Source organism: Streptomyces sp. NPDC058000 (assembly GCF_042886435.1).
Lineage (GTDB): Bacteria > Actinomycetota > Actinomycetes > Streptomycetales > Streptomycetaceae > Streptomyces.
In genome coordinates this window covers 190,348-214,959 of sequence record NZ_JBHVQS010000002.1, presented here as the reverse complement: position 1 = coordinate 214,959, position 24,612 = coordinate 190,348, and the positions used below count along the sequence as shown (strand labels likewise).

The 24,612-nt window shown below is 72.9% G+C and carries 25 protein-coding genes; 9 read left to right on the top strand and 16 right to left on the bottom strand.

Annotation, left to right across the window (positions count from 1 at the left end):
• Positions 1-12 precede the first annotated feature (12 nt).
• From ACFVT2_RS03755 to ACFVT2_RS03745, 3 genes are all read left to right on the top strand, one after another.
• Positions 13-1,578 (top strand): class I tRNA ligase family protein, encoded by a 1,566-nt coding sequence (locus ACFVT2_RS03755; protein WP_390011673.1) that lies wholly within the window; start codon positions 13-15, stop codon positions 1,576-1,578.
• A 114-nt stretch (positions 1,579-1,692) separates the two neighbouring features.
• On the top strand, positions 1,693-3,063 hold the full coding sequence (gene mshA / locus ACFVT2_RS03750; RefSeq protein ID WP_390012233.1) for a D-inositol-3-phosphate glycosyltransferase: 1,371 nt from the start codon (positions 1,693-1,695) through the stop codon (positions 3,061-3,063).
• A 186-nt stretch (positions 3,064-3,249) separates the two neighbouring features.
• Entirely contained in the window at positions 3,250-3,564 is a 315-nt protein-coding gene (locus tag ACFVT2_RS03745; RefSeq protein ID WP_390011671.1) for a hypothetical protein, read from the top strand.
• 51 nt (positions 3,565-3,615) lie between these two features.
• Here ACFVT2_RS03745 and ACFVT2_RS03740 read toward each other — a convergent pair whose 3' ends face one another.
• The 9 genes from ACFVT2_RS03740 to ACFVT2_RS03700 all read right to left on the bottom strand — a co-directional run bounded on the left by ACFVT2_RS03740 (position 3,616) and on the right by ACFVT2_RS03700 (position 11,489).
• The gene (locus ACFVT2_RS03740) at positions 3,616-4,044 is read right to left on the bottom strand and encodes a Fur family transcriptional regulator (RefSeq protein WP_390011669.1); all 429 of its coding nucleotides are present in this window, start codon (positions 4,042-4,044) and stop codon (positions 3,616-3,618) included.
• Between the two features lie 134 nt (positions 4,045-4,178).
• The gene (locus tag ACFVT2_RS03735) at positions 4,179-5,210 is read right to left on the bottom strand and encodes a LuxR C-terminal-related transcriptional regulator (protein ID WP_390011666.1); all 1,032 of its coding nucleotides are present in this window, start codon (positions 5,208-5,210) and stop codon (positions 4,179-4,181) included.
• 120 nt (positions 5,211-5,330) lie between these two features.
• Positions 5,331-6,188 (bottom strand): class I SAM-dependent methyltransferase, encoded by an 858-nt coding sequence (locus tag ACFVT2_RS03730; RefSeq protein ID WP_390011663.1) that lies wholly within the window; start codon positions 6,186-6,188, stop codon positions 5,331-5,333.
• Positions 6,189-6,394: 206 nt separating this feature from the next.
• A complete protein-coding gene (locus tag ACFVT2_RS03725) occupies positions 6,395-6,871 on the bottom strand; it encodes a GNAT family N-acetyltransferase (RefSeq protein ID WP_390011661.1) in 477 nt (158 codons plus the stop codon).
• Between the two features lie 122 nt (positions 6,872-6,993).
• On the bottom strand, positions 6,994-7,935 hold the full coding sequence (locus tag ACFVT2_RS03720) for a M56 family metallopeptidase (protein ID WP_390011658.1): 942 nt from the start codon (positions 7,933-7,935) through the stop codon (positions 6,994-6,996).
• Positions 7,932-8,327 carry a BlaI/MecI/CopY family transcriptional regulator gene (locus ACFVT2_RS03715; RefSeq protein ID WP_390011655.1) on the bottom strand — a complete coding sequence of 132 codons (396 nt, stop codon included), beginning with the start codon at positions 8,325-8,327 and terminating at the stop codon, positions 7,932-7,934. The genes ACFVT2_RS03720 and ACFVT2_RS03715 overlap by 4 nt, the downstream gene beginning before the upstream one ends.
• Before the next feature lie 184 nt (positions 8,328-8,511).
• Positions 8,512-8,793: a metal-sensitive transcriptional regulator gene (locus tag ACFVT2_RS03710; RefSeq protein ID WP_390011653.1), complete on the bottom strand. Its 282-nt coding sequence runs from the start codon at positions 8,791-8,793 to the stop codon at positions 8,512-8,514.
• A 28-nt stretch (positions 8,794-8,821) separates the two neighbouring features.
• On the bottom strand, positions 8,822-11,095 hold the full coding sequence (locus tag ACFVT2_RS03705) for a heavy metal translocating P-type ATPase (protein WP_390011650.1): 2,274 nt from the start codon (positions 11,093-11,095) through the stop codon (positions 8,822-8,824).
• 103 nt (positions 11,096-11,198) lie between these two features.
• Entirely contained in the window at positions 11,199-11,489 is a 291-nt protein-coding gene (locus ACFVT2_RS03700) for a heavy-metal-associated domain-containing protein (protein ID WP_390011648.1), read from the bottom strand.
• Between the two features lie 266 nt (positions 11,490-11,755).
• Between ACFVT2_RS03700 and ACFVT2_RS03695 the strand changes: the two genes are divergently transcribed.
• The 3 genes from ACFVT2_RS03695 (at position 11,756) to ACFVT2_RS03685 (ending at position 14,242) form a co-directional block, all read left to right on the top strand.
• Complete coding sequence (locus tag ACFVT2_RS03695) at positions 11,756-12,727, top strand: hypothetical protein (RefSeq protein WP_390011645.1); 972 nt, start codon at positions 11,756-11,758, stop codon at positions 12,725-12,727.
• Between the two features lie 78 nt (positions 12,728-12,805).
• A complete protein-coding gene (locus ACFVT2_RS03690) occupies positions 12,806-12,955 on the top strand; it encodes a hypothetical protein (protein WP_390011642.1) in 150 nt (49 codons plus the stop codon).
• A gap of 210 nt (positions 12,956-13,165) precedes the next feature.
• Entirely contained in the window at positions 13,166-14,242 is a 1,077-nt protein-coding gene (locus ACFVT2_RS03685; protein WP_390012230.1) for a HoxN/HupN/NixA family nickel/cobalt transporter, read from the top strand.
• A 21-nt stretch (positions 14,243-14,263) separates the two neighbouring features.
• Here ACFVT2_RS03685 and ACFVT2_RS03680 read toward each other — a convergent pair whose 3' ends face one another.
• The 3 genes from ACFVT2_RS03680 to ACFVT2_RS03670 all read right to left on the bottom strand — a co-directional run bounded on the left by ACFVT2_RS03680 (position 14,264) and on the right by ACFVT2_RS03670 (position 19,088).
• Positions 14,264-15,871: a purple acid phosphatase family protein gene (locus ACFVT2_RS03680; RefSeq protein WP_390011640.1), complete on the bottom strand. Its 1,608-nt coding sequence runs from the start codon at positions 15,869-15,871 to the stop codon at positions 14,264-14,266.
• Positions 15,872-16,017: 146 nt separating this feature from the next.
• The gene (locus ACFVT2_RS03675; RefSeq protein WP_390011638.1) at positions 16,018-17,622 is read right to left on the bottom strand and encodes an APC family permease; all 1,605 of its coding nucleotides are present in this window, start codon (positions 17,620-17,622) and stop codon (positions 16,018-16,020) included.
• Positions 17,619-19,088 (bottom strand): aldehyde dehydrogenase family protein, encoded by a 1,470-nt coding sequence (locus ACFVT2_RS03670; protein WP_390011635.1) that lies wholly within the window; start codon positions 19,086-19,088, stop codon positions 17,619-17,621. The genes ACFVT2_RS03675 and ACFVT2_RS03670 overlap by 4 nt, the downstream gene beginning before the upstream one ends.
• A 211-nt stretch (positions 19,089-19,299) precedes the next feature.
• On the opposite strand from ACFVT2_RS03670, the gene ACFVT2_RS03665 reads away from it, so the two are divergent.
• Positions 19,300-19,734 (top strand): DUF6314 family protein, encoded by a 435-nt coding sequence (locus ACFVT2_RS03665; protein ID WP_390011633.1) that lies wholly within the window; start codon positions 19,300-19,302, stop codon positions 19,732-19,734.
• Between the two features lie 42 nt (positions 19,735-19,776).
• Here ACFVT2_RS03665 and ACFVT2_RS03660 read toward each other — a convergent pair whose 3' ends face one another.
• Both ACFVT2_RS03660 and ACFVT2_RS03655 read right to left on the bottom strand, forming a co-directional pair.
• The gene (locus ACFVT2_RS03660) at positions 19,777-20,679 is read right to left on the bottom strand and encodes a class I SAM-dependent methyltransferase (RefSeq protein ID WP_390011631.1); all 903 of its coding nucleotides are present in this window, start codon (positions 20,677-20,679) and stop codon (positions 19,777-19,779) included.
• Between the two features lie 9 nt (positions 20,680-20,688).
• Positions 20,689-21,432 carry an ATP-binding cassette domain-containing protein gene (locus ACFVT2_RS03655; RefSeq protein WP_390011627.1) on the bottom strand — a complete coding sequence of 248 codons (744 nt, stop codon included), beginning with the start codon at positions 21,430-21,432 and terminating at the stop codon, positions 20,689-20,691.
• Positions 21,433-21,687: 255 nt separating this feature from the next.
• Here ACFVT2_RS03655 and ACFVT2_RS03650 point away from each other — a divergent pair, with 255 nt between their 5' ends.
• Complete coding sequence (locus ACFVT2_RS03650; protein WP_390011625.1) at positions 21,688-22,506, top strand: SAM-dependent methyltransferase; 819 nt, start codon at positions 21,688-21,690, stop codon at positions 22,504-22,506.
• Positions 22,507-22,553: 47 nt separating this feature from the next.
• Here ACFVT2_RS03650 and ACFVT2_RS03645 read toward each other — a convergent pair whose 3' ends face one another.
• Together ACFVT2_RS03645 and ACFVT2_RS03640 are read right to left on the bottom strand one after the other, a co-directional pair.
• Positions 22,554-23,462 carry a helix-turn-helix domain-containing protein gene (locus ACFVT2_RS03645; RefSeq protein ID WP_390011623.1) on the bottom strand — a complete coding sequence of 303 codons (909 nt, stop codon included), beginning with the start codon at positions 23,460-23,462 and terminating at the stop codon, positions 22,554-22,556.
• Positions 23,463-23,585: 123 nt separating this feature from the next.
• A complete protein-coding gene (locus ACFVT2_RS03640) occupies positions 23,586-23,828 on the bottom strand; it encodes a DUF397 domain-containing protein (RefSeq protein WP_390011620.1) in 243 nt (80 codons plus the stop codon).
• Between the two features lie 271 nt (positions 23,829-24,099).
• Here ACFVT2_RS03640 and ACFVT2_RS03635 point away from each other — a divergent pair, with 271 nt between their 5' ends.
• The gene (locus tag ACFVT2_RS03635; protein WP_390011618.1) at positions 24,100-24,573 is read left to right on the top strand and encodes an ATP-binding protein; all 474 of its coding nucleotides are present in this window, start codon (positions 24,100-24,102) and stop codon (positions 24,571-24,573) included.
• Positions 24,574-24,612 lie beyond the last annotated feature (39 nt).

Here is a 24,612-nt window from a genome sequence, read left to right as displayed (position 1 = left end):
GGAGGTCCACCCGTGCCCACCCCTTACTGGATCACGGCGACCCCGCCCGCTCCGCACGGTGAACTCCACATCGGGCACCTGGCGGGCCCGTACGTCGCCGCCGACGTCCTCGCCCGGTTCCTGCGCGCCGACGGCCGGCCCGTCCGGTTCGCCACCGGCACCGCCGACCACGCCGCCTCGGTCGAGGCCCGGGCCCTGCGCACCGGCCGCAAACCGGCCGAGGTCGCCGAGGGCTACCGCGCCGCGATCACCGCCGACTGGCGGCGCTCCGGCATCACCTTCGACCGCATCGTCCACCCCCGCGGCGATCAGGGCTACACCCGCTGGATCCAGGAGCTGTTCGCGCGGCTGCACGCCGACGGGGTGATCGCCCCGCGCGCCCGGCTGCTGCCGTACTGCGCGTCCTGCGACCGCTGGCTGCACGGCGCGCACGTCACCGGCGGCTGCCCGCACTGCGGCCGGACCGGCGCCGGCGGGACGTGCCGCGCCTGCGCCCGCCCCAACGACGGCGGCGACCTGCTCGACCCGACCTGCACCCGCTGCGACACCCCCGCCCGCCCGCGCCGCTGCCGGCGCCTCTACCTCCCGCTGGAACCGTTCCGCGACCCCCTCGCCGACCACTGGGCCGCCTCGGCGCTGCCGCCCCGGCTCGCCGCCCTGTGCGAGGGCCTGATCGAGGACGGCCTCCCGGACGTCGCCGTCGGACACCCCGGTGAATGGGGCATCCCGGTACCCGTCGAGGAGTTCGCCGACCACCGCATCGACGCCTGCTTCGAGACGGCGGCCATGCAGCTCTTCGGCCACGGGGCGCACGAGGAGGAACTGCCGGAGCGCTCGGTGCACTTCTGCGGTTACGGCCACGCCTTCTGCCACGCGGTGCTGCTCCCGGTCCTGCTGCTGGCCCAAGGGCTGAAACTCCCGCAGGACTTCTGCGTCAACGAGGACTTCCGCATCGGGGACGGCGGCCCGGAGGGCGTCTGGGCCCTCGACCTGCTCACCGAGTTCGGCTCGGACACCCTGCGTCGCCATGTCCTCCAGGCCCGGCCGGCCGGTCGGAGCACCGGCTTCGACCGTGAGCGGTTGGCCCGGGCCCGGCGGGTGCTCGACACCACCTGGAACGGCTGGCTGGCGCGGGTGTTCGCGGCGGTCCGCGAGGAGAGCGCGGGCGTGGTGCCGGGGGTGCTGCCCGGCGGCACCGGCTGGGACCGTCACGTCCGCCGGGTCGGCCGCGGCGTCGAGGAGCTCCGCGAGGCGTACGACCTGGAGTCCTTCGACCCGCGGCGGGCGGTGGCGATGCTCGACGAGATCGTGCGCGCCACCGACGACTTCGGGCACCTCAACACCCACGAGCGCCGCCGGCCGCACCGCGACGGGCGGCATCTCGCCCCGCTCGTCGCCCAGTTGAGCGTCGCCGCCGGACTGACCGCCTGGGCCCGCCCGGTGATGCCGGAGGGCGCCGACCGGTTGGCCGCCGCACTGCGGATCGCCCCCGGCGGTCCGGTGACCGCCCAGGCGTTGGCCGCCCCCGCGGCCGGCACCCGGCTCGACCCGCCGTCCGGGCCCGTCTTCGGGTTCTGACCCGCCCCGGATCGGCACTGTCCGTAACCACCGCCGCGTGACCGGTCGTCGGCACGCGGCGGCCGGGCGCGTGGCTCCCGTCCTCCAGGAGGCCCCGTGTCCTTGCGCATCGCGATGCTCAGCGTCCACACCTCGCCGCTCCACCAGCCGGGCACCGGTGACGCCGGCGGCCTCAACGTCTACCTGGTCGAACTCTCCCGCGCCCTGGCCGGGCGGGGCGCCGAAGTGGACCTGTTCACCCGCTGCCGGGGCGAGGGTCACCCGCCGTGGGTGCCGCTCGCCCCGGGCGTCCGGGTGCGGCATCTGCCGGCCGGGCCGCGCCGCCCGCTGCCCAAGGAGGAACTGCCGGCCCGTCTCGCCGAGTTCTCCCTGGGGCTGCTCCGCGACCCCGGGCTCGTCGGCCCGCGCCCGTACGACCTGGTCCACTCGCACTACTGGCTTGCCGGGCAGGCCGGCCGGGTCGCCGCCGCGCACTGGCGGGTGCCGCTGGTACACACCATGCACACCCTGGCCCGGGTCAAGAACGCCGCACTGGCCGACGGCGACACCCCCGAGCCGGCCCACCGCATCCGCGCCGAACACCGGGTGGTGGCCGCCGCGGACCGGTTGTTTGCCAACACCGCCGACGAGGCCGCGGCGCTGCACGCGCTGTACGGCGCCCGCCCGACCCGCACCGACGTGGTACGGCCCGGCGTCGACCTGCGGACCTTCTGCCCGCGCGAGGGCCGCCGGGCCGCCCGGCGCCGACTCGGACTGCCCGAAGGGGCCTTCATCCCGCTCTTCGCCGGCCGCGTCCAGCCGCTCAAGGCCCCGGACGTCCTGCTCCGCGCGCTCGCCGAACTGGTGCGAGAGGCACCGGAGTTGCGCGACCGGCTGCACGTACCGCTGATCGGCGGCGTGAGCGGCACCGGCACCCGGCATCCCGAACGGCTCCGCGCCCTCGCCCACGACCTCGGCATCGCCGGGCTCGTCCGCTGGGAGCCCGCCGTGCCGCAGCCGCGGTTGGCGGAGTGGTACCGGGCCGCGGACGTCCTGGTGATGCCCTCGCGCAGCGAGTCGTTCGGCCTGGTGGCGCTGGAGGCACAGGCGTGCGGGACGCCGGTGCTGGCGGCGGCGGTGGGCGGGCTGCCGACGGCCGTCCGGCACGCGGAGACGGGATTCCTGGTGCCCGGCCACGAACCCGTCGACTACGCACGGCGGTTGCGGTGGCTGGCCCACCGGCCCGAGGCGGTGGCGCGGATGGGTCACGAGGCGGTGCGGCACGCGGCGGGCATGAGCTGGGAGGCGGCGGCCGACGGGGCGCTGCGCGCGTACCGGAGCGCGTTGGCGGAGGCCCGGTGGCAGCGGAGGGGGCAGGGGCGGCGGCACGCCCCTGCCCCGGTGGGCGTTCCCGTCCTGGAGGAAAAGGAGCGCCGCGGATTCACCCTAGCAGGTCATTTTGTTTCGCCAAAAGAATGGTGCAGCCCAGATTCGGCCGTTCAGTAGGAAATTCCGGCGGCCCGCGGATATCCCCGCGGGAGCGATCTGACGCACTTTTGCCATGGCGCGGATGCGACGTGCCGGGCCCCTGGTTCCGGGGGTGGTGGCGGGCGATTATTCAGGTGTCTTCCCGAGCAGCCCGGCGGCACGGGCGAGGGAAGTTCCGCCCATCTTTTTCAGCCTGGAGGAATCATGTCCGTCGCCATCCTCACCCGCCCCGTCTCCGCCACCGCGCTGCGCACCGCACTGGGCCAACTCGCGGCCGCCGCCACGCTCTGCGGCGCCGTCGCGGTGCCCGCGGTGGTGGTGTCCCTGGACGGTGCGGCGGCGCGGACCGCGGCCGGTGCGCAGGGCAACACCTGGCCCGCACACCCCGCACCGGTCACCCTCGCCGGGGCGTTCGGCGCCGACGACAACACCTGGCCGACGCGGCTGGCCCGCCAGGCCGGCACCACGGGCACCCAGGGCAACACCTGGCCCACCCCGCTGACCGCAGCCCGCGCCTGAGGCGCCACCGACCGGCCCCGGCCCGCTTCCCCCGAGCGGGCCGGGGCCCTTTCACGCTTTCCGGCAGTCCGGACAGAGACCCTTGAAAATGATCTCGGCGCTCTCCGTCCGCCAGCCTTTCAGGGCCTTTTCCGGCGGAATCGGAATCTCGTGCTCGACGTTCTCCACCCGTCCGCATTCCACGCAGAGCGCATGCTGATGCGGCTGCCCGGCGATTTCGAAGACCGCGGGAAATCCCGGGCGCTCGAATTTCGTCACCAACCCGGTGTCGAGAAAGTGCCGGAGCATGTCGTACACCGCCTGGCTGGTGAGCGTGCCGAGCCGTTCGCGGGCCGCCGCGGTGAGCGCCTCCACGTCCAGATGGCCGCCCGCGGAGAGCACCTGGAGTACTTCGAGTCGAGGGCCGGTCACCCGCAATCCGACGTCACGGAGTTGTTGGATCACCGCTTCCCGTGCGCCCGCCGCAGTCCTGTGCACCATCACTCCACCATCTGGTGAGACCAAAAATTTGCAGGCATCGTACCTCTTGCCGTGCCAGGGCGAGCCGGGATGCGACAGAAGGGCCGGCCACCCGTGACGGCTGGCCGGAAGGGACGTGCGGGTGCGGTCGTGCTTTAGTCGACCCAGCCCAGGCGGGTGGCGCGCACCCCGGCCTCGAAACGGCTGGAGGCACCGAGTTCCTGCATCAGCTCCGACAGCAGCCGGCTCACCGTGCGCAGCGAGACCCCCAGACTGCGGGCGATCTTCTCGTCCTTCATGCCCGAGGCGAGCATCCGCAGCGCGGCCCGCTGCTGTTCGGACAGACCGTCGCCGCCCCGCTCGGCCGCATGCTGCTCGCCGTAGGGGACGGCGGTGTGCCAACAGTGCTCGTACAGCGCCAGGTACGAGCGGACCAGGGCCGGGCCGCGGGCCAGGATCGCGCCGGCCGCGCTGTCCTCGGGGTCCACCGGCAGCACCGCGAACTGGTGGTCCGCGATGACCATGTTCATCGGCACGACGGGGGAGAGGCGCAGCTCGACGCCGAGTTCGACCTTCTGCCGGAAGTGCTCGGCCATGTCCGGTACCGAGGCGAAGCGCTGGTTGAAGATGGTGCGGACCCGCACCCCGTTCTCGATCTGGCGCCGGTCGCGGCTCAGCGCGCGCTCGGGGACCTCCCGCTGGAGCGCGCTCGGGTGCATCGAGGCCAGGTCGTGCTGGATGACGTCGGTGATGTCCTCCAACACCTGTTGGATGCGCCGGTAGTCGGTGAGGACCTCCACCTCGACCTCCGACCCGGCGATGGACCCGGCCCGCAGAAAGCTTCCGGCCAGGGTCTCCAGCGCGCTGTACGCGGTATCGGCCTGCTGGAGGTGTTCGCGCAGCCGCAGCCGCTCCTTCTCCAGCAGGCGCAATAAGGCGATCTCCGGATCGATGACGGCGACCGCGTCGGTGTCCGCCTCCGACTTCCCTGTGGCCAGGGCGAGTTGGTCGTCGTGGGCGGTGCCCGTGTGGACGATCAGGCCGAGGTCGAGGAGTTCGCCGCGACATCGCTCCCGTTCCTCGGGCCCCAGGCCCATGTCGGAGACCACGGCATCGAAGCTGGACGCACCGCGCGACCGGAGCTCCTGGTAGAGGGCGAGCGCGAGTTCAGTGGATTGCGTGCGCATCTTGCCACCGGCTTTGACCACGCTGAAGGCCCCCCAATGTGCTGCTGTGAGTCGCGCTCGTCACACCTTGTCACAGTTGCAAGGGAAGATCTCGACCCGCGAACACCGGTGTGACCCGCGTCACGTGGCGGTGTGACAGACCAGCAGTACGCTCCGTGTCCGCGCGTCGAGCCGCCGGCACCGGCGGTCCGCGATCCGCAGTCCCGCCGCGGCCAGCTCCGCGGTCAACCGCCCCCGGTCGACGACCCACTTGTCGGTGGTCAGCACCGACCTGCGGACGCGTGACTTCTCGGTGCGCTCGCACTGGTAGGTCAGGTGCTCCCGGCCGGTGTCGGGGTCGAACACCTGCCGTGCCACCACCCACTCCGTGACGCCGTCCACCCGCGGCACCTCGAACGCCCAGGTGCGGCGCGGATGCGCCAGCAGACCGGCCGGCTCGTGCTCGGTGTAGTCCAGGGCCAGCGCGCCGCCGGCGCCGAGGTGGGCGGCGACCTCGTGGAGCAGCGCCGGACGGGCCCGGGGGCTGACCGCGGTGACCATCGCCCCTGCCAGGACGGCGAGTTGGTAGTGGTCCCGCAGCCGCAGCCGCTCCAGATCGGCGCGGACCGTGGTGACCAGCCGGGCCACCTGCGGGCCGAGGTCGGCCGCCCATGCGTGCAACCGCCGCAGACCGGGCCGGTCGCGGTCGACGGCCGTCACCGGGAAGCCGTGCCGGGCGAAGGGGACCGCCAACCGCCCGGCACCGGACCCCAGATCGAGGATCGGCCCCCCGGTGTTCCTGGCCAGCCGCAGGTACTCGACGATGTCGCCGCTGAACGGGCCCAGCACCGCGTCCCGCAGCCAGCTGTCCGCCTCCCGTATCGGAGTGGTGGACTCCAGCCCCGGCAGGTACGGCGGGGTGGGCAGCCGGTCGAGGAGCGGGGGAGGCAGGGCCGGACCGAGCGCAGCGGGCACGGGCGTACCGGACTGGGTGTGCATCGCTCCTCCAGGAAGCTCGGTCGGTCCCTGCTGACCGGGCCGGGATTCCGTGCCGCCGGAACCGCGCCCCTGGAGGAAATCGTGTCCCGGCCGTGGCGCACCGGGCCAGCCGAACCCGCTGCGTGTTCACGCCACCGCGGGAATGCGCCAACGGCACGGCGCCACCGGCATGATGCGCGGCCGGAGGGCGGTGCCGGCGGGGTGGCTCAGATGAACCGGGTCAGTCGGGTGCCCGAGCCCTCGAAGCCCTGCCGGGTCAGGAAGGGGAGCGCCGGATCCTGTGCGCTCGGCAGTGAGATGCCCTGCCGGACCGCGCCGTGCTCGCGCAGCCGGTCGGTGACCTCGGCCAGCAGCATTCCGCCGATCTTCCGGCGGCGGGCGTCCGGGGCGGTTCCCAACGCGAAGAGCTCGCCCTCGCCGGGCATCAGAACGCCCCCCGCGGCGGCCCCGACAAGGCGTCCGGAATCCTCTTCGGCGACCAGCCAGCCGAGCCATCCGGGAGCCCCGCCGGGAATTCCGATTTCGGCGTTGAGGCGGCTGAGCGAGCAATGCGTGCCGACCAGCTGCCGCACCGCGGATTCGGTGAGAATCCCCGAATAGCTGTCGCGAATCGCCTGGCCCAGCAGCCGTGATATCGCGGTCGCGTCGGCCGGAGCCGCGGGCCGAACCTCCACCGGGCGCATATGTTCTGTCCCTCCCGGGGGCCCCGAGAATCACCCCAACTCCCCCAACAATAGCGGTGCATTACCACCGTGGGCCGGGAATCTTCAGGTACGAAGCTACGAAGTAAATACGTAGGAAGGCGTTATCCGAGCCGGGAGCAGCAGGCCAGGAACAGCGGTGCGGCGGCCCCGACCGCGGCCGCCGACGCGAACAGTCCGCGCAGCACCGGATGGCCGTTGCGGTGCGGGGTGAGGATCCGCCGCATCCGCAGCACCGCGGACGGGCCGCCGGCCGCGAAGGCCGCCGGCGGGGCCTGCTGTCCCGACGCCATCGCGTACAGCGCGGTGGCCAGCGCGTCGCGGGCGTGCCGGCGCAGCGCCCGGTCGTCCGCGGCCATCTCCAGCAGCAGCGGCACCTCCCCGCGCACCAGCCGGGCCAGCGGCAGTCGGCGGAACAACCGGCCGAAGGTCTCCGCCGCGGTGACCAGTACGTGGTGGCGACCGGCGATGTGGGCCCGCTCGTGCGCCAGGACCGCCGCCAACTGCGAGGGCGTCAAGGCCCCTTGGGCGCCGGAGCTCACCACGACCCGGGCGTCCCGGCCGGGCAGGCAGTAGACCGCCGGGGTGGCGTGGTCGATGACGACCGCGCGCAGCGCCGGATCCGGCCGGCCGACCAGCCGCAGCGTCGCGGAGTGCCGGCCGCGGGCGCGCCGGGCCCGCCACAGACCGTGGCCGAGCGCCGCCGCGGGCAGCGCCAGCGCCGCGGCCCCGGCACCCACCGCCAGGTACTCCTGCGACGACAGGTCCAACAGGACGCCGACAGCCGGCAGTTGGCATCTTTCCGCGACCCACGGCAGACAGCCGGTCACCCCGTTCGACAGGGCGTGGCTGCTCTCGTAGGGGAGGAGCAGCTGGACGGCGAAGCCCGCGATCCCCAGGACGAACGCCGCGGTGAGCGCCAGCCAGCCGGCCACCGCCGTGCGCGGCGCCTCCTGTGCCCACCGGGACCGGGCCAGTTGCTCGGGGAGCACCGCACCGGACAGGGCCAGCACCATCAGCGGCGGCAGGACGTGGTGGCTGATCACCGCTCGCCGCCCGCCTCGACGGCGGGTGCCGTCTCCTCGCGGCCGACCGCGCGCAGTGCGGCGTCCAGGGCGGCGAAGTCCTCCTGCGACATGTGCTCCACGAAGCGCATCAGCGCCGCCTGCCGGTCCTCGCTGCGGCCCAGCGCGTCCTGCATCAGTCCGGCGGTGTAGTCCTCCCGCCCGCGCACCGGTTCGTACGCCCAGGCCCGGCCGACCTTGTGGCGGCGGAGCCAGCCCTTGCGGTGGAGGATGTCGGCGACCGTCATCACCGTGGTGTAGGCGACGGTCCGGGTCCGGTTGATGTCGTCCACGACCTCGCGGACGGTCGTGGGTCGCTGCCAGCGCCACAGCCGGTCCATGATCTCAGCTTCCAGGTCGCCCAGCCGTCGCACGACTGCATCCCCTCCTCGGACTCCACCGCTGCGGACTGATGTCGGGACTGCGCACGGTGCGCCACATCGTATGGCGCGGCCTGCGTGGCCGCCCCGCACCGACGCCCCCCATACCGCTCGGGGTATGGAGGGCGTTCGGTGGGCGGCGCGGGCGGTGCGCCGCCCGGCCGGCTCGCGGTGGCCATCAGGCCCTGACGAGGCGGGAGATGGCCCGGGACGCCTCCCCGACCTTCACCTTCACCTGCTCGCCGCCGCCCACGATCGCCTCGGTGACGCAGCTGTTGAGGTGCTCGTCGAGCATGACCAGGGCGACGGAGCGGAGCGCCGCGTTGGTCGCCGAGATCTGGGTGAGGACGTCGACGCAGTAGGTGTCCTCCTCGACCATCCGCTGCACGCCCCGCACCTGGCCCTCGATCAGCCGCAGGCGCCGCAGGACGCCGTCCCTGTGTTCCTGGTAGCCGGCCATCGTGGCCTCCGCCTCACTTGTCCGGGAATCACTTGTCCGCTGCCTGGAATCCGCGCAGCCGCAGGCTGTTGCCGACCACGAAGACCGAGGAGAAGGCCATCGCCGCCCCCGCGATCATCGGGTTGAGCAGACCGGTCGCGGCCAGCGGCAGCGCCGCGACGTTGTAGGCGAAGGCCCAGAAGAGGTTGGACTTGATGGTGCCCAGGGTGCGGCGGGAGAGCCGGATGGCGTCGGCCGCGGCCCGCAGGTCGCCGCGGACGAGGGTCAGGTCACCGGCCTCGATGGCGGCGTCGGTCCCGGTGCCCATCGCCAGCCCGAGGTCCGCCTGGGCCAGCGCCGCCGCGTCGTTGACGCCGTCGCCGACCATCGCCACCGACTTTCCCCCCTTCTGGAGGCGTTGGACCACCTCGACCTTGTCCTGCGGCAGCACCTCGGCGATCACCTGGTCGGGGTCGATGCCGACCTCGGCGGCGACCGAGTGCGCCACCGCCTTGTTGTCACCGGTCAGCAGCACCGGCGTCAGCCCGAGCGCGCGCAGCCGCCGGATCGCCTCCGGGCTGCTCTCCTTGACGGCGTCGGCCACCTCCAGGACCGCCCGGGCCGCACCGTCCCAGGCCACCGCGATCGCGGTCCGCCCGGCCGCCTCGGCCGCCGCCTTGGCCTGCGCCAGCTCGTCCGGGAGCGGGATCGCCCACTCGGCGAGCAGCTTCTCCCGGCCGACCAGCACGGCGTGCCCGTCGACGATGCCCTGGACGCCCAGTCCCGCGATGTTGGCGAAGTCCTCCGGCACCGGCAGGGTGCCCACCTCGGCGCTCGCGCCGGCCGCCACGGCCTGGGCGATCGGGTGTTCCGAGGAGTGCTCCAACGCGCCCGCCAGCCGCAGCACTTCGGCCTTGTCGGTGCCTGCCGCGGTGTGCGTGGCCAGCAGGGTCATCCGCCCGGTGGTGACGGTGCCGGTCTTGTCCAGGACGATGGTGTCGACCTTGCGGGTGCTCTCCAGGACCTCCGGGCCCTTGATGAGAATGCCGAGTTGGGCGCCGCGGCCGGTGCCGACCATCAGCGCGGTCGGCGTGGCGAGCCCCAGCGCGCACGGGCAGGCGATGATCAGCACGGCGACCGCGGCGGTGAAGGCGGCGGTGAGTCCGGCGCCGCTGCCGATCCAGAAGCCGAGGGTGGCCAGGGCCAGGGCGATGACGACCGGGACGAAGACCGCGGAGATCTTGTCGGCGAGCCGCTGGGCGGCCGCCTTGCCGTTCTGGGCGTCCTCCACCAGCTTGGCCATCCGGGCCAGTTGGGTGTCCGCGCCGACCCGGGTGGCCTCGACGACCAGCCGGCCACCGACGTTGAGCGTGGCGCCGGTGACGCCGTCGCCGGCCGAGACCTCCACCGGCACCGATTCACCGGTCAGCATCGAGGCGTCCACGGCGGAGGCGCCGTCCACCACCGTGCCGTCGGTGGCGATCTTCTCGCCCGGCCGGACCAGGAACCGGTCGCCGACGCTCAACTGCCCGATCGCGATGGTCTCCTCGCGGCCGCCGCGCAGCACGGTGACGTCCTTCGCGCCCAGCTCCATCAGCGCCTTGAGGGCCGCGCCCGCCTTGCGCTTGGAGCGGGCCTCGAAGTACCGCCCGGCGAGGATGAAGGCGGTGACGCCGGCCGCCGCCTCCAGGTAGATGTTCCCCGCGCCGTCGGTGCGGGCGATGGTCAGCTCGAACGGGTGGGTCATGCCGGGGGTGCCGGCGGTGCCGAAGAACAGCGCCCACAGCGACCACAGGAACGCGGCGGAGGTGCCGACCGAGATCAGGGTGTCCATGGTGGCCGCACCGTGCCGGGCGTTGGTCCACGCGGCGCGGTGGAACGGCCAGGCGGCGTACGTGACGACCGGCGCGGTCAGCGTCAGCGACAGCCACTGCCAGTACTCGAACTGGAGCGCCGGCACCATGGCCAGGACGATCACCGGAACGGCCAGCGCCACCGCGGCGATCAGCCGCTGGCGCAGCGGCCGCAGCGGGTCCTCCTCCGCGCCGCCGCCCTCGCCGCCTGCCGCGCCGCTCTCGCCGGCGGGGGAGGCCGGTGCGGGCTCCTGCGCGGTGTAGCCGGTGGCCTCCACCGTGGCGATCAGGTCCTGGACCGAGACGACGTCCTGGAAGGTGACCTTCGCCTTCTCGGTGGCGTAGTTGACGGTCGCCTCGACACCGTCCATGCGGTTGAGCTTCTTCTCGATCCGGGCGGCGCAGGAGGCGCAGGTCATGCCGCCGATGGCGAGCTCGACCTCGGCGGCGCCGGGGCTGGTGGTGGTCATGTCTGCTCCTCGCAGCTCACGGAAAGCGGAAGTACGGGGGTTCCGGGCGGGTGGGGCGCCGGCGGGGCGGTCGGGGACGGCCGTCCGCCCCGCCGGCGCGGGGTCAGGCCCGGCCGGTGAAGTCGTAGCCGGCCTCGTCGACGGTGCTGGCGATCAGCGCGTCGTCGGGCGCACCGCCGGTGGTGACGGTGACCAGGCCGGTGCCGATCTCCACCTCGACGGCGACGACGTCGTCGAGTGCGCCGACGGCCTTGGTGACGACGCCCTGGCAGTGCGCGCTGCCGATCCCGTCGACCTTGTAGGTGACGGTGTGGCCGTCGGCGACCGCGGTCGCCGACGCCGGGGCGGCGTCGGTGGTCCGGCAGCTGCCATCGGGGGTGCAGCAGGACGACATGGGCTTCCTCCTGAGTGGGCGGGCCGGTGGTTCCGGCCCCTACGGACACGGGCGGGGCGTACGGGCCGATGACGGTGGCCCGCTGCCGCTCGATACCCTAGGGGGGTATCGGTTGGCGTGGCTCCATATATACCCCCCGCCCGTATTCATGGCAAGCGTTCCGGGTGGGTTGACTAGATACCCCCAGGGGGTATGGTGTGGGCGAGTTGATCGGCCGCGACACCGGAGGTACTCGCCACCGGCGGCCCGTGAGGAGGGACTGCGTCATGCACACCGGACTGAAGGTCGGGATCTTCGCCACCGCGCTCGCCGCGACATTCGGCTCCGCCTACGGCGTGGGGAAGGCGGTGGGTCCCGTGATGCCGGCGGCCCCCGCGGCCCAACACGCCGGCCACACCGCGCAGAACGGCCACGCGTCCGGCGCGGCGGCACCGGGCGGACTCCAGATCGCCGAGGGCGGCTACACCCTCGACCTCAAGACCCCGGCCGTCACCGCCGGCACCCCCGCCGAACTCCGCTTCGCGGTGGTCGACGACCGCACCGGCCGCCCGGTCACCGCCTACCGGCGCGCACACGGCAAGGAACTGCACTTCATCGTGGCCTCCCGGGACCTCACGGTGTTCCGCCACCTCCACCCGCGGCGCGCCGCCGACGGCACCTGGTCCACCCCGGTCGACCTGCCCACCGCCGGCGGCTACCGGGTCTTCGCCGACTTCACCCCCGACGGCGCGAAGGAGGGGCTGACGCTCGGCGCCGACCTGGCGGCGGCCGGCACCTACCGGCCGGCGGAAGCGCCCCGCCCGGCTGCCACGGCCGAGGTCGACGGCTACCGCGTCACCCTCGACGGCGCACTCCGCCCCGGCGAGCCCGGCGCCCTGACCCTGCGGGTCACCAAGGGCGGCAAGCCGGTCACCGACCTCCAGCCCTACCTCGGCGCATACGGCCACCTGGTCGCCCTGCGCTCCGGCGACCTCGCCTACCTGCACGTCCACCCCAACGGCGAACCGGGTGACGGGAAGACGCCGGCCGGCCCGGAGATCTCCTTCACCGCCACCGCGCCGAGCGCCGGCACCTACCGCCTGTTCCTGGACTTCCAACACCAGGGCACGGTCCGCACGGCCGCCTTCACCGTCCGGGTCGCCGGTGCGGCGGGCGACGCGGGCGCGGGGCACGGCGGGCGTGCGGACGGCGCCGCCGACGGCGACCACCAGGAGGCCGGCGGCGACCACCAGCACTGACCGCCCGACGACGCACACCGGCACACCGGCACACCGGCACCGGCCGGCACCGGCCCGACGCTCAAGGAGGCACCCCGGATGACACCCCCTACGGCGGCGCTGCGGCACGCCGCCGGCCACCCCCTGGTCCGTCTGGTGGCCATCGCCCTGCTCCAGGCCGCGGCCACCCACCTCGGCCGGTCGCCCGCCGCACCCCGTCCACGTACCTGCGCGTGCCCGCGGCCTTGACCCTTTCGACGACGAGATCAGCCGCGAGATCAACCACGAGCTTTACTGCGCATTGGTTGCAACTAAAATCGACCGGCAGGAATGTAGGGGGGAGCCCCGGTAGAGGCCGGGGCTGAACGGAAGAAAGCAGTGCCGCCCATGCCCACGCCCCCCTCCCCGACCCTGGCCGGCCAGGCCCCGCCGTCCCGCCGCCAGCGGATCGCGCGGTCGATGACCCGCGCCGAGTGGGGGCGGATGGCCGGGATGGCCGGATTCATTCTCGCGCTGCACGTCATCGGCTGGTTCACCCTGGTGGCGATCGTGGCGCCGGAGCACTACAGCCTCGGCACCAAGAGCTTCGGCATCGGCATCGGGGTGACCGCGTACACCCTCGGCATGCGGCACGCCTTCGACGCCGACCACATCGCCGCCATCGACAACACCACCCGGAAGCTGATGCACGAGGGGCAGCGGCCGCTCTCGGTCGGCTTCTGGTTCTCGCTGGGGCACTCCAGCATCGTCTTCGGGCTGGCGTTCCTGCTGTCCCTCGGCGTCAAGGCGCTCGCCGGACCGGTCAAGGACGACAACTCCCAGCTGCACGCGGTGACCGGCCTGATCGGCACCACCGTCTCCGGCGTCTTCCTCTACGTCATCGCCGCGATCAACATCGTGATCCTGGTCGGGATCTGGGGGGTCTTCCGGCGGATGCGGGCCGGCGACTTCGACGAGGCCGCGCTGGAGGAGCAGCTCAACAACCGCGGCCTGATGAACCGGCTGCTCGGCCGGGTCATGAAGTCGATCACCAAGCCCTGGCAGATGTACCCGCTCGGCCTGCTCTTCGGCCTCGGCTTCGACACCGCCACCGAGATCGCGCTGCTGGTGCTGGCCGGCTCCGGCGCCGCCTCCGGACTGCCCTGGTACGCCATCCTCTGCCTGCCGGTGCTGTTCGCGGCCGGTATGAGCCTGCTGGACACCATCGACGGCTCGTTCATGAACTTCGCCTACGGCTGGGCCTTCTCCAAGCCGGTCCGCAAGGTCTACTACAACCTCACCATCACCGGCCTCTCGGTCGCCGTCGCCCTGATCATCGGGACGGTGGAACTCCTCGGTCTGCTCGCCGACAAGCTCGGCCTGCACGGTGCCTTCTGGGACTGGGTCGGCGGACTGGACCTCAACGTCATCGGCTTCGCCATCGTCGGGCTGTTCTTCCTCACCTGGATCGTCGCCCTCGCGATATGGAAGCTCGGCCGCATCGAGGAGAAGTGGACGGCCCACGTCCGCCCGGCGGGGGAGCAGGCCGCCGACTGATCCCCCGCCCCGGCCGCCGCCTCAGCCGGACAGGCCGGCCGCCGGCGCCGCGGCCGGCCGCGCCCCCTGGTGCGGGAAGACCCCCTGGAGGCCGTCCCGCCGGTTGCGGTGCAGGGTGAAGCGGTCGAAGAGCACCGGCCGGGGGAGCGGATCGGCCGGCGTCGCGGCCGGCGTGTGGTAGTAGCTGACGGTGATCGTGGTGCGGCCGCCGGGGCCGTGGCCCGGATCCACGTCGAACACCGCGATCCCGTACGGGTAGTGGGTGTCCGGGTCGCGCACCGCCGACCAGGTGGCCTTCTCCGTCGCGTCCGGATCCGCCTTGTACGGCAGGCGCTTGGTGCGGACGAAGGCGTTGGGCACGCCGTCGTGGTCCGGGTCGGGCAGGTAGGTGTCGTCGTGCGAGGCGGTACCGCCGCCACCGAGGATCAGGTGCACGGTGCCCTTGGACGTGTCGATGTCATCCAGCCGGTCGTCCACGACGGCCGGCCGCAGCAGCGAGTGCGGATCGGTGCCGCGGACCGGATGGGTCCGCTCGTAGTCGTGGTCGTGGCCGCACAGCACCAGATCGACCCCGTACCGGTCGAGCACCGGCAGCAACTGCTCGCGCAGGCCCATGTCCCCGCCGTGGCTGGTGGCCGACGAGGACATCGCGAACTGGTGCAGCGACGCCACGATCCAGTCCACGCCGCGGTCCGCCCGGGCCTGCCGCAGGGTGCGCTCCAGCCAGCGGAGCTGCGCGCCCTGGCTGTACCCGCTGATGTAGAGGGAACGGCCGGTCACCGGGTCCTGGCTGGCGTCGTCCTCGATGGCCAGGTCGTTGCCGTCCAGCGAGACGAAGAGCACCGAACCGACCCGGAAGCCGTACCAGTTCCCGCAGTGGTCCCGGGTCCCGTTGTCCGGCAGCGCGAACCGCGTGGTGTACGAGGCGTAGCCCAGCTCGCCGCCGCCCAGTTCGACCTCGTGGTTGCCGGGCGCCGGCATCCAGGGCCGGTTGCGGGCCGAGACGGCCATGTTGTTCATGAAGGCGTCCCAGCACTGCGGCTGCTGCTCGGGGTTGTTGTTGGCGTACGCGAGGTCCCCGTTGAGCAGGTGGAACAGCGGGTCGAACTGCTCGACCTGGCGGACCGCGGCGGCGCCGTGCAGCGCCGACTTGTGCCATGCGGTGCTGCCGGTGCCCAGATCGCCGAAGCTGGTGAAGCGGAACGCGGTCCGCTCGTGGCCGGGCGCGGTCCGGAAGGTGCCCTGCACCGGCGCCGCCCCGTCGTGCAGCAGCTCGTACACATAGCTGCACTCCGGCCGCAGTCCGTGCAGTCGCACGTGGTGGGTGTACGTCTCCACCTTGTTGAGCCCGTCCACGTACGTCCGGGTCTCGGCCGCCACCGTGCGGCCGAAGCCCTGGTGCGGGGTGCCCAGCCGCAGTCGGGGGCGGCGCACCGCGGCGCCGGTGGCCCAGGACAGCGTCATCTGGTGGGCGGGCTCGGTGCCGTACTGGAGGTGGATCTGCTCCGGGGGCGGGGTGCCGGCGACCGCCGGGCGGGCCCAGAGCAGGGCGGAGCCGGGCAGCGCGGTCAGCGCACCGGCCGCGGTCGCGCCGCGCAGCAGAGCGCGGCGTGAGGGTTGACGAATCACGGGGTGCCTCCTGGGCCTTGGGAAACCGCACGGAGGCTCACAGGGGCGGGCGACGACGGGGGTGCCGTCCGGGAACGGACCGGTTAATTGCCGGCGAACGGTCAACTGTGCGGCCCAGCGGCCCGGTTGGGCCCGGACCCGGGCGGTCAGGGCCTGGGGGCGGCGGTGTCGCCGGAGTCCGCGCCCGCCGCGGCGTGCGAGGCCAGCACGCCGGTGCGGTGCCGCTGTACGCACCAGTAGTAGGCGAAGCCGCCCAGCGCCACGACGCCGATGAAGAGGAAGGCGCCCCAGCGCAGGTACCAGTGCTGCGGACCGGTGGCGTTGTAGACCGCGGCGCGCGGCCAGGCGAGGTTGATCGACATCGCCAGGCCCCAGAGCACCGCCAGGACGTTCACCGGGAGACCGAACCTCCCCAGCGAGAAGCTGCCCTTCGGCACCGTCCAGTTGCCGCGCAGCCGCTGCACCAGCATCGGCAGCGTCACCATCAGGTACGCCAGGTAGATCATGATGATCGCGATACTGGTGATCACCGAGAAGATCTGCGGCTGGTCGATGTTGATCAGCAGGATCACGATCCCGACCACCCCGATCACGACCGCCGGCACCACCGGCGTCTGGAACCGCGGGCTGACCCGGGCCAGCCGCGCGGACGCCGGGAGGTTGTTGTCGCGGGCCATCGCGAACGCCAGCCGGATGGCGGCGGTGTGCACCGCCAGTTCGCAGACGGTGATCGCGATCACCACGCACCACAGCACGATCTGCCCGATCGTCGACCCGAGGGTGGCCAGGACGACGTACTGCAGACCGTCCACCGACAGCCGCTCGTCGTGCAGATCGGGGACGGCCAGCAGCGCGAACAGCAGGATCAGCCCGCCGATGACGAACGAGGCGACCAGCGCCCGCAGGATCGCCCGGGGCGCGTTGCGGGCCGGGTCCTTGGACTCCTCGCCGAGCGAGGAGGCGGTGTCGAAGCCGTACATGACGTACGCGGACGCGAGCGAGGCGGTCAGGAACGCGCCCAGGTACCCCAGGCTCTCGCCCTGGCCCTTGCCGAAGGTGTCCGTCAACACAGTGGCCGGGCCGCGGGTGACGTGCGCGGCCAGCAGCAGGATCAGCACGACCGCGGCGATCAGCTCGATGGCCACGCCCGCCGAGTTGATCCGCGCCATCAGCTTCACGCCGAAGGCGTTGATCAGGGTGGTGAAGGCGATCAGGACGGCGCCCAGGAGGACCGCGTTGGCGGCCGCGTCGGTCTTCCCGGTGCCGTCCCCGATGAACTGGAACCACGACGAGATCTGCGGCAGCGTCACCTGGTAGGCCAGCGCCACCGCGGCCAGCGAGACCATCGACGCGGTGAGCATCATCCAGCCGCCGAGCCAGCCCACGTGCGGACCGCCCAGCTGCTTCGCCCAGTTGTAGATCGACCCGGCCACCGGATAGCGGCAGGCCAGCTCGCAGAAGCACAGCGCCACCATCAGCTGCCCGCAGAAGACCAGCGGCCAGGACCACCAGTACGCCGGACCGCCGTGGCTCACGCCGAAGTAGAACAGCTGGAAGGTGCCGGTGAGGATGGAGATGTAGCTGATGCCGGCCGCGAAGGTGTGGAAGTTGCCCAGGGTCCGCTTGAGTTCGGGCTTGTAGCCGAGTTCGGCCAGTGCCCCGTCTTCGTGCGCCGTGTCGGGTGCGGCGTCGTGCGCGCCGTCGCCGGAGGAGCCCCCGGCGCCGGGACCGGAGGGGACGGAACCGGTCACTCGAACCACCTCTGCGGAGTCGGCGCGGTGTTCCGCCAGACGTGCTTGGCCTCCTGGTACTCCGCCAGCCCGGCCGGCCCCAGCTCCCGGCCGATCCCGGACTGCTTCATCCCGCCCCACTCCGCCTGCGGCACGTACGGATGGAAGTCGTTGATCCACACCGTGCCGGCCCGCAGCCGGGACGCCACCCGGTGCGCGCGTTCGCCGTCCTGGGTCCACACCGCCCCGGCCAGCCCGTACACCGTGTCGTTGGCCAGCGACACCGCCTCGACCTCGTCCCGGAACCGCTCCACGGTCAGCACCGGCCCGAACGACTCGTCCCGCACCACCGACATGTCCGGGGTGCACTCGTCGAGCACCGTCGGCAGGTAGTAGAAGCCGTCCGCCAGCTCCGGGTCGTCCGGTGGCGCCCCGCCGCAGCGCAGCACCGCGCCCTCGTCCAGCCCGGCCGCCACGTACGCCGCGACCTTCGCCCGGTGCGCCGCGGAGATCAGCGGGCCGGTGCGGGCCCGCTCGTCGAACGGGCCGCCGAGCGGGATCCGCCGGGCCCGGGCCACCAGTTCGTCGACGAAGCGGTCGTGCAGGTCGTCCTGGACCAGCAGCCGGGCGCCCGCCGAGCAGACCTGCCCGGAGTGCAGGAAGACCGCCGTCAGGGCGTAGTCGACGGCGGTGTCGAAATCGGCGTCCGCGAAGACGATGTTGGGGTTCTTACCGCCCAGTTCGAGGGCGATCTTCTTGACCGTGGGCGCCGCCGCGGTCATGATCCGGCGGCCGGTGACCAGCCCGCCGGTGAACGACACCATGTCCACCCGCGGATCCTCGGTCAGCGGTGCCCCCACCAGCGGACCGGTGCCCAACACCAGGTTGGCCGCCCCGTCCGGCACCCCGGCCTCGGCCAGCAGCCGCATCAGGTGGATCGCGGTGTGCGGCGTCAGCTCGCTCGGCTTCAGCACGAACGTGTTCCCGGTGACCAGGGCCGGGGCGACCTTCCACGCGGTCTGCAACAAGGGGTAGTTCCACGGCGTGATCAGCGCGCAGACCCCGACCGGCTCGTGCCGCACGGTGCTGTCCACCTCCGGGGCCCCGGCATCCACCACCCGGTCGACGCCGCCGGCCGCGCCGAGGTTGCCGAAGTACCGGAAGCAGCCCGCGATGTCGTCCATGTCGTAGCAGCTCTCCACCAGCCGCTTGCCGGTGTCCAACGACTCGGCCCGGGCCAGCGCGTCGCGGTCCCGCTCCAGCAGCTCGGCGACGCGCAGCACCACCCGGCCGCGCTCGGCGGCCGGGGTGCCGGGCCACGGCCCGTCGTCGAACGCCAACCGGGCGGCGATTACCGCGGCCGCCACGTCCTTCGGCCCGCCCTCGTCGACCGTCGCGACCAGCGTGCCGTCCGCCGGGCAGCGGATCTCCCGCACCTGCCCGTCGGCCGCTGCGGTCCACTGACCGCCGATGAACAGCTCCGGCATGGGTGCGCCTCCGGTCTTGTCTCCGGGCGGGTGCCGGCGGGGCACGCACGGGACGGGCGCCCTGCCGCAATGGTCTCCCTCGGTGATGATCTCGGTACCGAGCGTAAGTCCGGCACCGGGGGACCGCACGGTGCGCGGCGGCCGGGCGCGCGGGCGGGGCGCGGGGTGGGGCCGATGGGGTGACCACGTGGCACTGCCCGACAATGGGGGCATGCACCTGGTCCCCGACGCCGCCGCGTACCTCACCGGCCGCTGGCACGTCGAGCGTGCCGTCTACGACCTGCGGGCCGGCACCGAAGGCAGCTTCCGGGGCACCGCGGACTTCACCCCGGACGGCCCCGACGGGGCACTGTGCCACGCCGAGGAGGGCGAGCTGACCTGGGACGGCGTCGCGTACCCGGCGACCCGCACCCTGTGGCTGCGGCCCGGGCCCGACGGCACCGCCGCGGTCACCTTCGCCGACGGCCGCCCCTTCCACGACCTGGACCTGCGGACCGGCCACTGGACCACCGTCCACCCCTGCGCCGCGGACCGCTACGAGGGCGTCTTCACCGCCGTCGCCGCGGACCGCTGGCACCTGGAGTGGCGGGTCACCGGCCCGGCCAAGGACCAGCTGCTGCGCTCGGTCTACCGACGGACCGGCTGAATCCGGTGCCCCGGCGCTCCCGGCGCGCGGTGGCCGCTCCCGCTACGGCTTGACCGCCTTCAGCGCGTACAGCAGCGGAATGATCGGCTCCGACTCGGGCAGCCGCCACCAGCCGTTCTCGTCCGGCACCATCGACGGGAAGCGCGGCCACGGCAGCACCTCGGTCTCCCGGACGCCCCGCACGGTCAGCCCGGCCTCGATCACCGCGTTGACGACCTCGCCGACGCCGTGCCGCCACTCGTAACTCGTCGTCGCGCTCTGGAGGGGCGGGCCGTCGGTGTAGGTGGTGGGCGTGTCGCTGCGCAGGGCGCCCCGGCCGGCCAGGTAGTCGTGGCGGAGCAGGAGCGGCGGGATGTCCGGGGCCGTGGGCGGTGTCGCGCCGAGGGCGTTCAGCAGCGGGTGGAACTCCACCAGGTAGAACGTCCCGCCCGGCCGCAGCAGTTCGGCGACGGTCCCGGCCCAGGCGGCGAGGTCCGGCAGGTAGCACACCGCGCCCTTGCCGGTGTAGACCACGTCGAACCGGCGGTCGCCGAGCGCCTCCACCGCCTGGTACACGTCCGACCGCACGAACTCCATCTCCCGGCCGGTCGCCGCGGCCAGCTGCCGGGCCTGCGCCACCGCCTCGGCGGAGAAGTCCAACCCCACCGCCCGCGCCCCCCGGTCCGCGAACGCGGCCGTCTCGGTGCCCAGATGGCACTGGAGGTGCAGCACATCGCGCCCGGCCAGCTCCCCGAGGTCGGTCCATTCGAACGGCGCGAACCAGTCCTCGGCGCTCCGCGACCCGTCCAGGCCGTAGAACGCACTGGCCACATGGACCGGAGTGCGTGCGTCCCAGTTGGCCTCGTTGGCGCGCACCATCTCCTCCGCGCCGGGAAGCGCCGGCCGATCGCCGACGGGCGGACCGGGGAGCGCCCGGTCGGCGGACTCGCTCTGTTCTGTGGTCATGCCACTCTTCTACCTGCCGGCGCCGCGCGGACACCAGGCGACCGCTCCGTCCCGGCCGATACCGGCCACCCGGACCACGGCGGTCACCCGGCCCCCGGCGAGCACCAGCCGCCGGTTCGCCCGCCCGGCCAGGTCCTCGTCGTCCGTGGCGACGACGCAGGTGAGCCGGTACGCGCCCCACACCCGCACCAGCAACGCGGCGAAGTCCGCCCGGGCGGCCGGCGGCAGGCCCTCCGTCGGCCGGTCCGCGAGCAGCACGGCGGGCCGCTTCACCAGCGCCCGGGCGAGCGCCGCGCGCCGCCGCGCGTACGCGTCCAACTGCCCCGGCAGCAGATCGCCCTGGTCGGGCAGCCCGACCTCCGCCAGCGCGTCCCCGGCCAACTCCCAGCGGTCGGCCGGCCGCAGCCCCAGCGGGACCAGCGCGGCGGCCACGCCCTGCCGCACGGTCGATCCGGCGAGCGGACCCGGATGGTCGCCGTCGCCCGCGCCGAGCAGCCCGATCGACTCGGCGCGGATCCGGCCGAGCCGGGACGCGGTGACCATGGCCAGATCCGTACCGTCGAGCAGCACACTGCCGCGGGTCGGGCGCTCCAGCCCGCCCAGGATCCGCAGCAGCGTCGACGCGCCGGCGCCGGGCGGCCCCTGGACGGCGAGCGCGGTGCCGTCCGGTACGGAGAACCCGACGCTGTCCAGAGCCCGCACCAGCTCACCGCCGCGCCGGTAGTGCTTCGTCACGCCGCTCAGGTGGTACACGGTGCCCTCTCCTCCGGGCCGCCGGACCGCGGCCCCACGACCGACCGTAGCCACCCCGGGTGACCGACCCATGAGCGGACCGTGAGAGGTCGATGAGAACGCCCGACCCGGCGGCCGCCCCGCCGCCTGGCGCGGTAAGCCCGGTCCGCGCCGGTGAGCGCAACTGGCCGACTGCCCACCGAGGCAGGGCAGTTGGAGACGGCGCGCGGTGGTCGTACCGTTACCGGCACCGCAATCCGACGGGAAGAGTGGGGAATGAGCCAAGAAATCCGGCCGCTGTCCAGCGCTGTCGACGTGAGCATCCCGAGCGTCGCGCGGATGTACGACTACTACCTGGGCGGCAAGGACAACTACGCGGTGGACCGCGAGGCGTGCGAGGAGCTGAGCAAGGTCGTCCCGAGCACCCAGGTGCTGGCGCTCAACAACCGGCGTTTCCTGCGCCGGGTGGTCCGCTGGCTGGCCCGTGAGCGGGGCATCCGGCAGTTCGTCGACCACGGTTCGGGCCTGCCGACGCAGGACAACGTCCACCAGGTCGCCCAGCAGGTCGATCCCCGGTCCCGCGTGGTGTACGTCGACAACGACCCGATCGTGCTGGCGCACGGCCGGGCGCTGCTGGAGGAGAACGAGAACACCGCCGTCATCCAGGCCGATATGCGGGACACCGACGGCATCTTCGGCAGCCCGGAGGTCCGGCGGCTGATCGACCTCGACGAGCCGGTCGCCGCGCTCTTCGTCTCCGTGCTGCACTGCATCCCGGACGCCGACGACCCCGCCGCGCTGGTGCGGCGGGTAGCCGAACGACTGGTGCCGGGAAGCTTCCTGGTGGTGTGTCAGCTGGTCAGCGAGGACGCCGCGACGCGGGACTTCGTCACCGAGTTCATGCGGGTCAGCACCCACGGGAACTGGGGACGGGTGCGGCAGCAGCACGAGCTGCGGGCGTTCCTGGACGGGCTGGAGATCCAGGAACCGGGGTTGGCGGAGGTCTCGACCTGGCGGCCGGACCCGTCGGATGTCGGCCCCAGGCAGCTGACGCAGGAGTGGATCGAATTCGGGGGCGTGGCGCGGAAGCCGTAGCGGCACGGAGGCGGGCGGGGCGGGCGCGGGGGCTCGTCCCGAGGCCGTCAACTCTCCTGTTTCAGTAGGCGTTCCAGTATGGCCAGCGATTCCCGCGGGGACTCGGCCTGGGCGCTGAGCCGGTCCATCACCGCCAGGTAGTGGTCGACGTCGTCACGCTTGTCCAGGTAGAGCGCGCTGGTCAACTGCTCCAGATAGACGATGTCCGGGAGGTCGGGCTCCAGGAAGCGGAGGATGGTGATCGGCCCGCCCGCCGCGGCGAGACCGCCGAGGGCGAACGGCGCGACCTGGAGGGTGATGTTGGGGCTTCGCGCCATCTCCAGCAGATGCCGGAGCTGACCGGCCATCACCTCCGGTCCGCCCAGCGGCCGGCGCAGGCACGCCTCATCGAGGATGGCCCACAGCCGGGGCGCGTCATCGAGCCCCAGCAGCCGCTGCCGCGCCATCCGCAGCTCCACCCGCTGGTCGGTCTCCTCCGGGGTGGAACCCGGGTGTCCCAGCAGCGCCACCGCGCGGGCGTACTCCGGGGTCTGCAACAGGCCCGGTACGAACTGGACTTCGTAGGTGCGGATCACCGAGGCGGCGGACTCCAGCCCGAGGTGGGTCTCGAACCAGCTGGGCAGGACGTCGCCGTACTGGTGCCACCAGCCGGGCGTACTGGTCCGGCGGGCGAGGGTGAGGAAGGTGGACCGGGCGGTGCTGTCGGTGACGTCGTACAGCGTCAGCAGATCGGCGACGTCGCGTTCCTTGCAGCTCACCCGGCCCAGTTCGAGGCGGCTGATCTTGGCGTGGGAGGCGCGGATGGCGTCGCCGGCGGCCTCGCGGGTGATGCCGGCGGCCTCCCGTAGCCGGCGCAGCTGGGTGCCCAGCACGATGCGCAGGACGGTGGGGCCGCCGCGCGGGTGTTCCAGATAGCGGCGCAGGGACAGATCGCTGCTCGACTGCGCGGCGCTCATGACTGACTCCCCTGAGTGGTCGGGCGAACGCCCAGTGTCCCATTGCCCGGAGGAGGCGTACACCTGCGCCGACTATCCGGCCGACATATGCCTCAGTTATTGCTCCCGAGGGCGGTCATCTGGTCACTCGTGGGGGAACAGATCGTCGAATTCGCCGTCCTTGGCGCCTTGGACGAAGGCGGCCAGCTCGGCGCGCGAGTAGATCAGGGCCGGGCCGGCGGTGTGTCGCGAGTTGCGTACCGCGACCCCGTCGTCCGGAAGAAGCGCCAGTTCAACGCAGTTGCCACTGGGGTTGCTGCGGCGGCTCTTGCGCCAGACCGCGCCTTCGATGTCGGTTGACGGCATTCCGTTGGTCATCGACTCCATCACGACTGCTCCCTTGGTGGGGGGTGTGCTCGGGACCGGTCCGGGCCGTGATCACAGGTGGCGTGATCCTGCCCCTGGGTGGCCGTCCGTACCGATGTAATTGCAGATGCACTTGCAGCGATGGACGGCCGACGAGGATATTAGCCCTCCGGGGCGACCCCGCCCAGACCGTCCCGGACGCGCCCAACTCGTATGCCCCTCCGCGGAGATCGTGATGACCACACACCCGGCACAGTCCGAGCGCGACGTCCTCCGGGAAGGAGGGGAGTCAGTGACCGGTGACACCGGCCGGGAGGCGTGGTGGATGCCGGGACCGGACGGATTCGCGGCCTGTGCGCTCAGCGGCGCGGCCTGCACCGTGGCGGAGGCCCGCCGGTTCACCCGGACCACCCTCGACGCCTGGCGGATGTGTCCCGCTCTCGCCGACAACGCGGTCCTGATCGTCTCGGAACTGGTCACCAACGCCCTCCGGCACGGCGCCTCGGACCCCTGCGACACCGCACTCAACTCCCTTTTCGACGAACGGTTCTGCCATGCCTGGCTGGCGCTGACCCGGCAGGAGCGCGGGGTGCTGTGCGCGGTCTCGGACGGCGGGACCCAGGCGCCCGTGCTGCGCCCGCAACACGCCCTGGGCGAGTCCGGGCGCGGACTCCACCTCGTCGACAGCCTCAGCGACTCCTGGGGTTGGACGCCGCCCGACCAGTCGGGGAAGACGGTGTGGGCCACGGTGGTGGCGGCCGGCTGAGGGCCGCGCCGCCGGCCGGGTGGGGCGCACGGGCCGCGG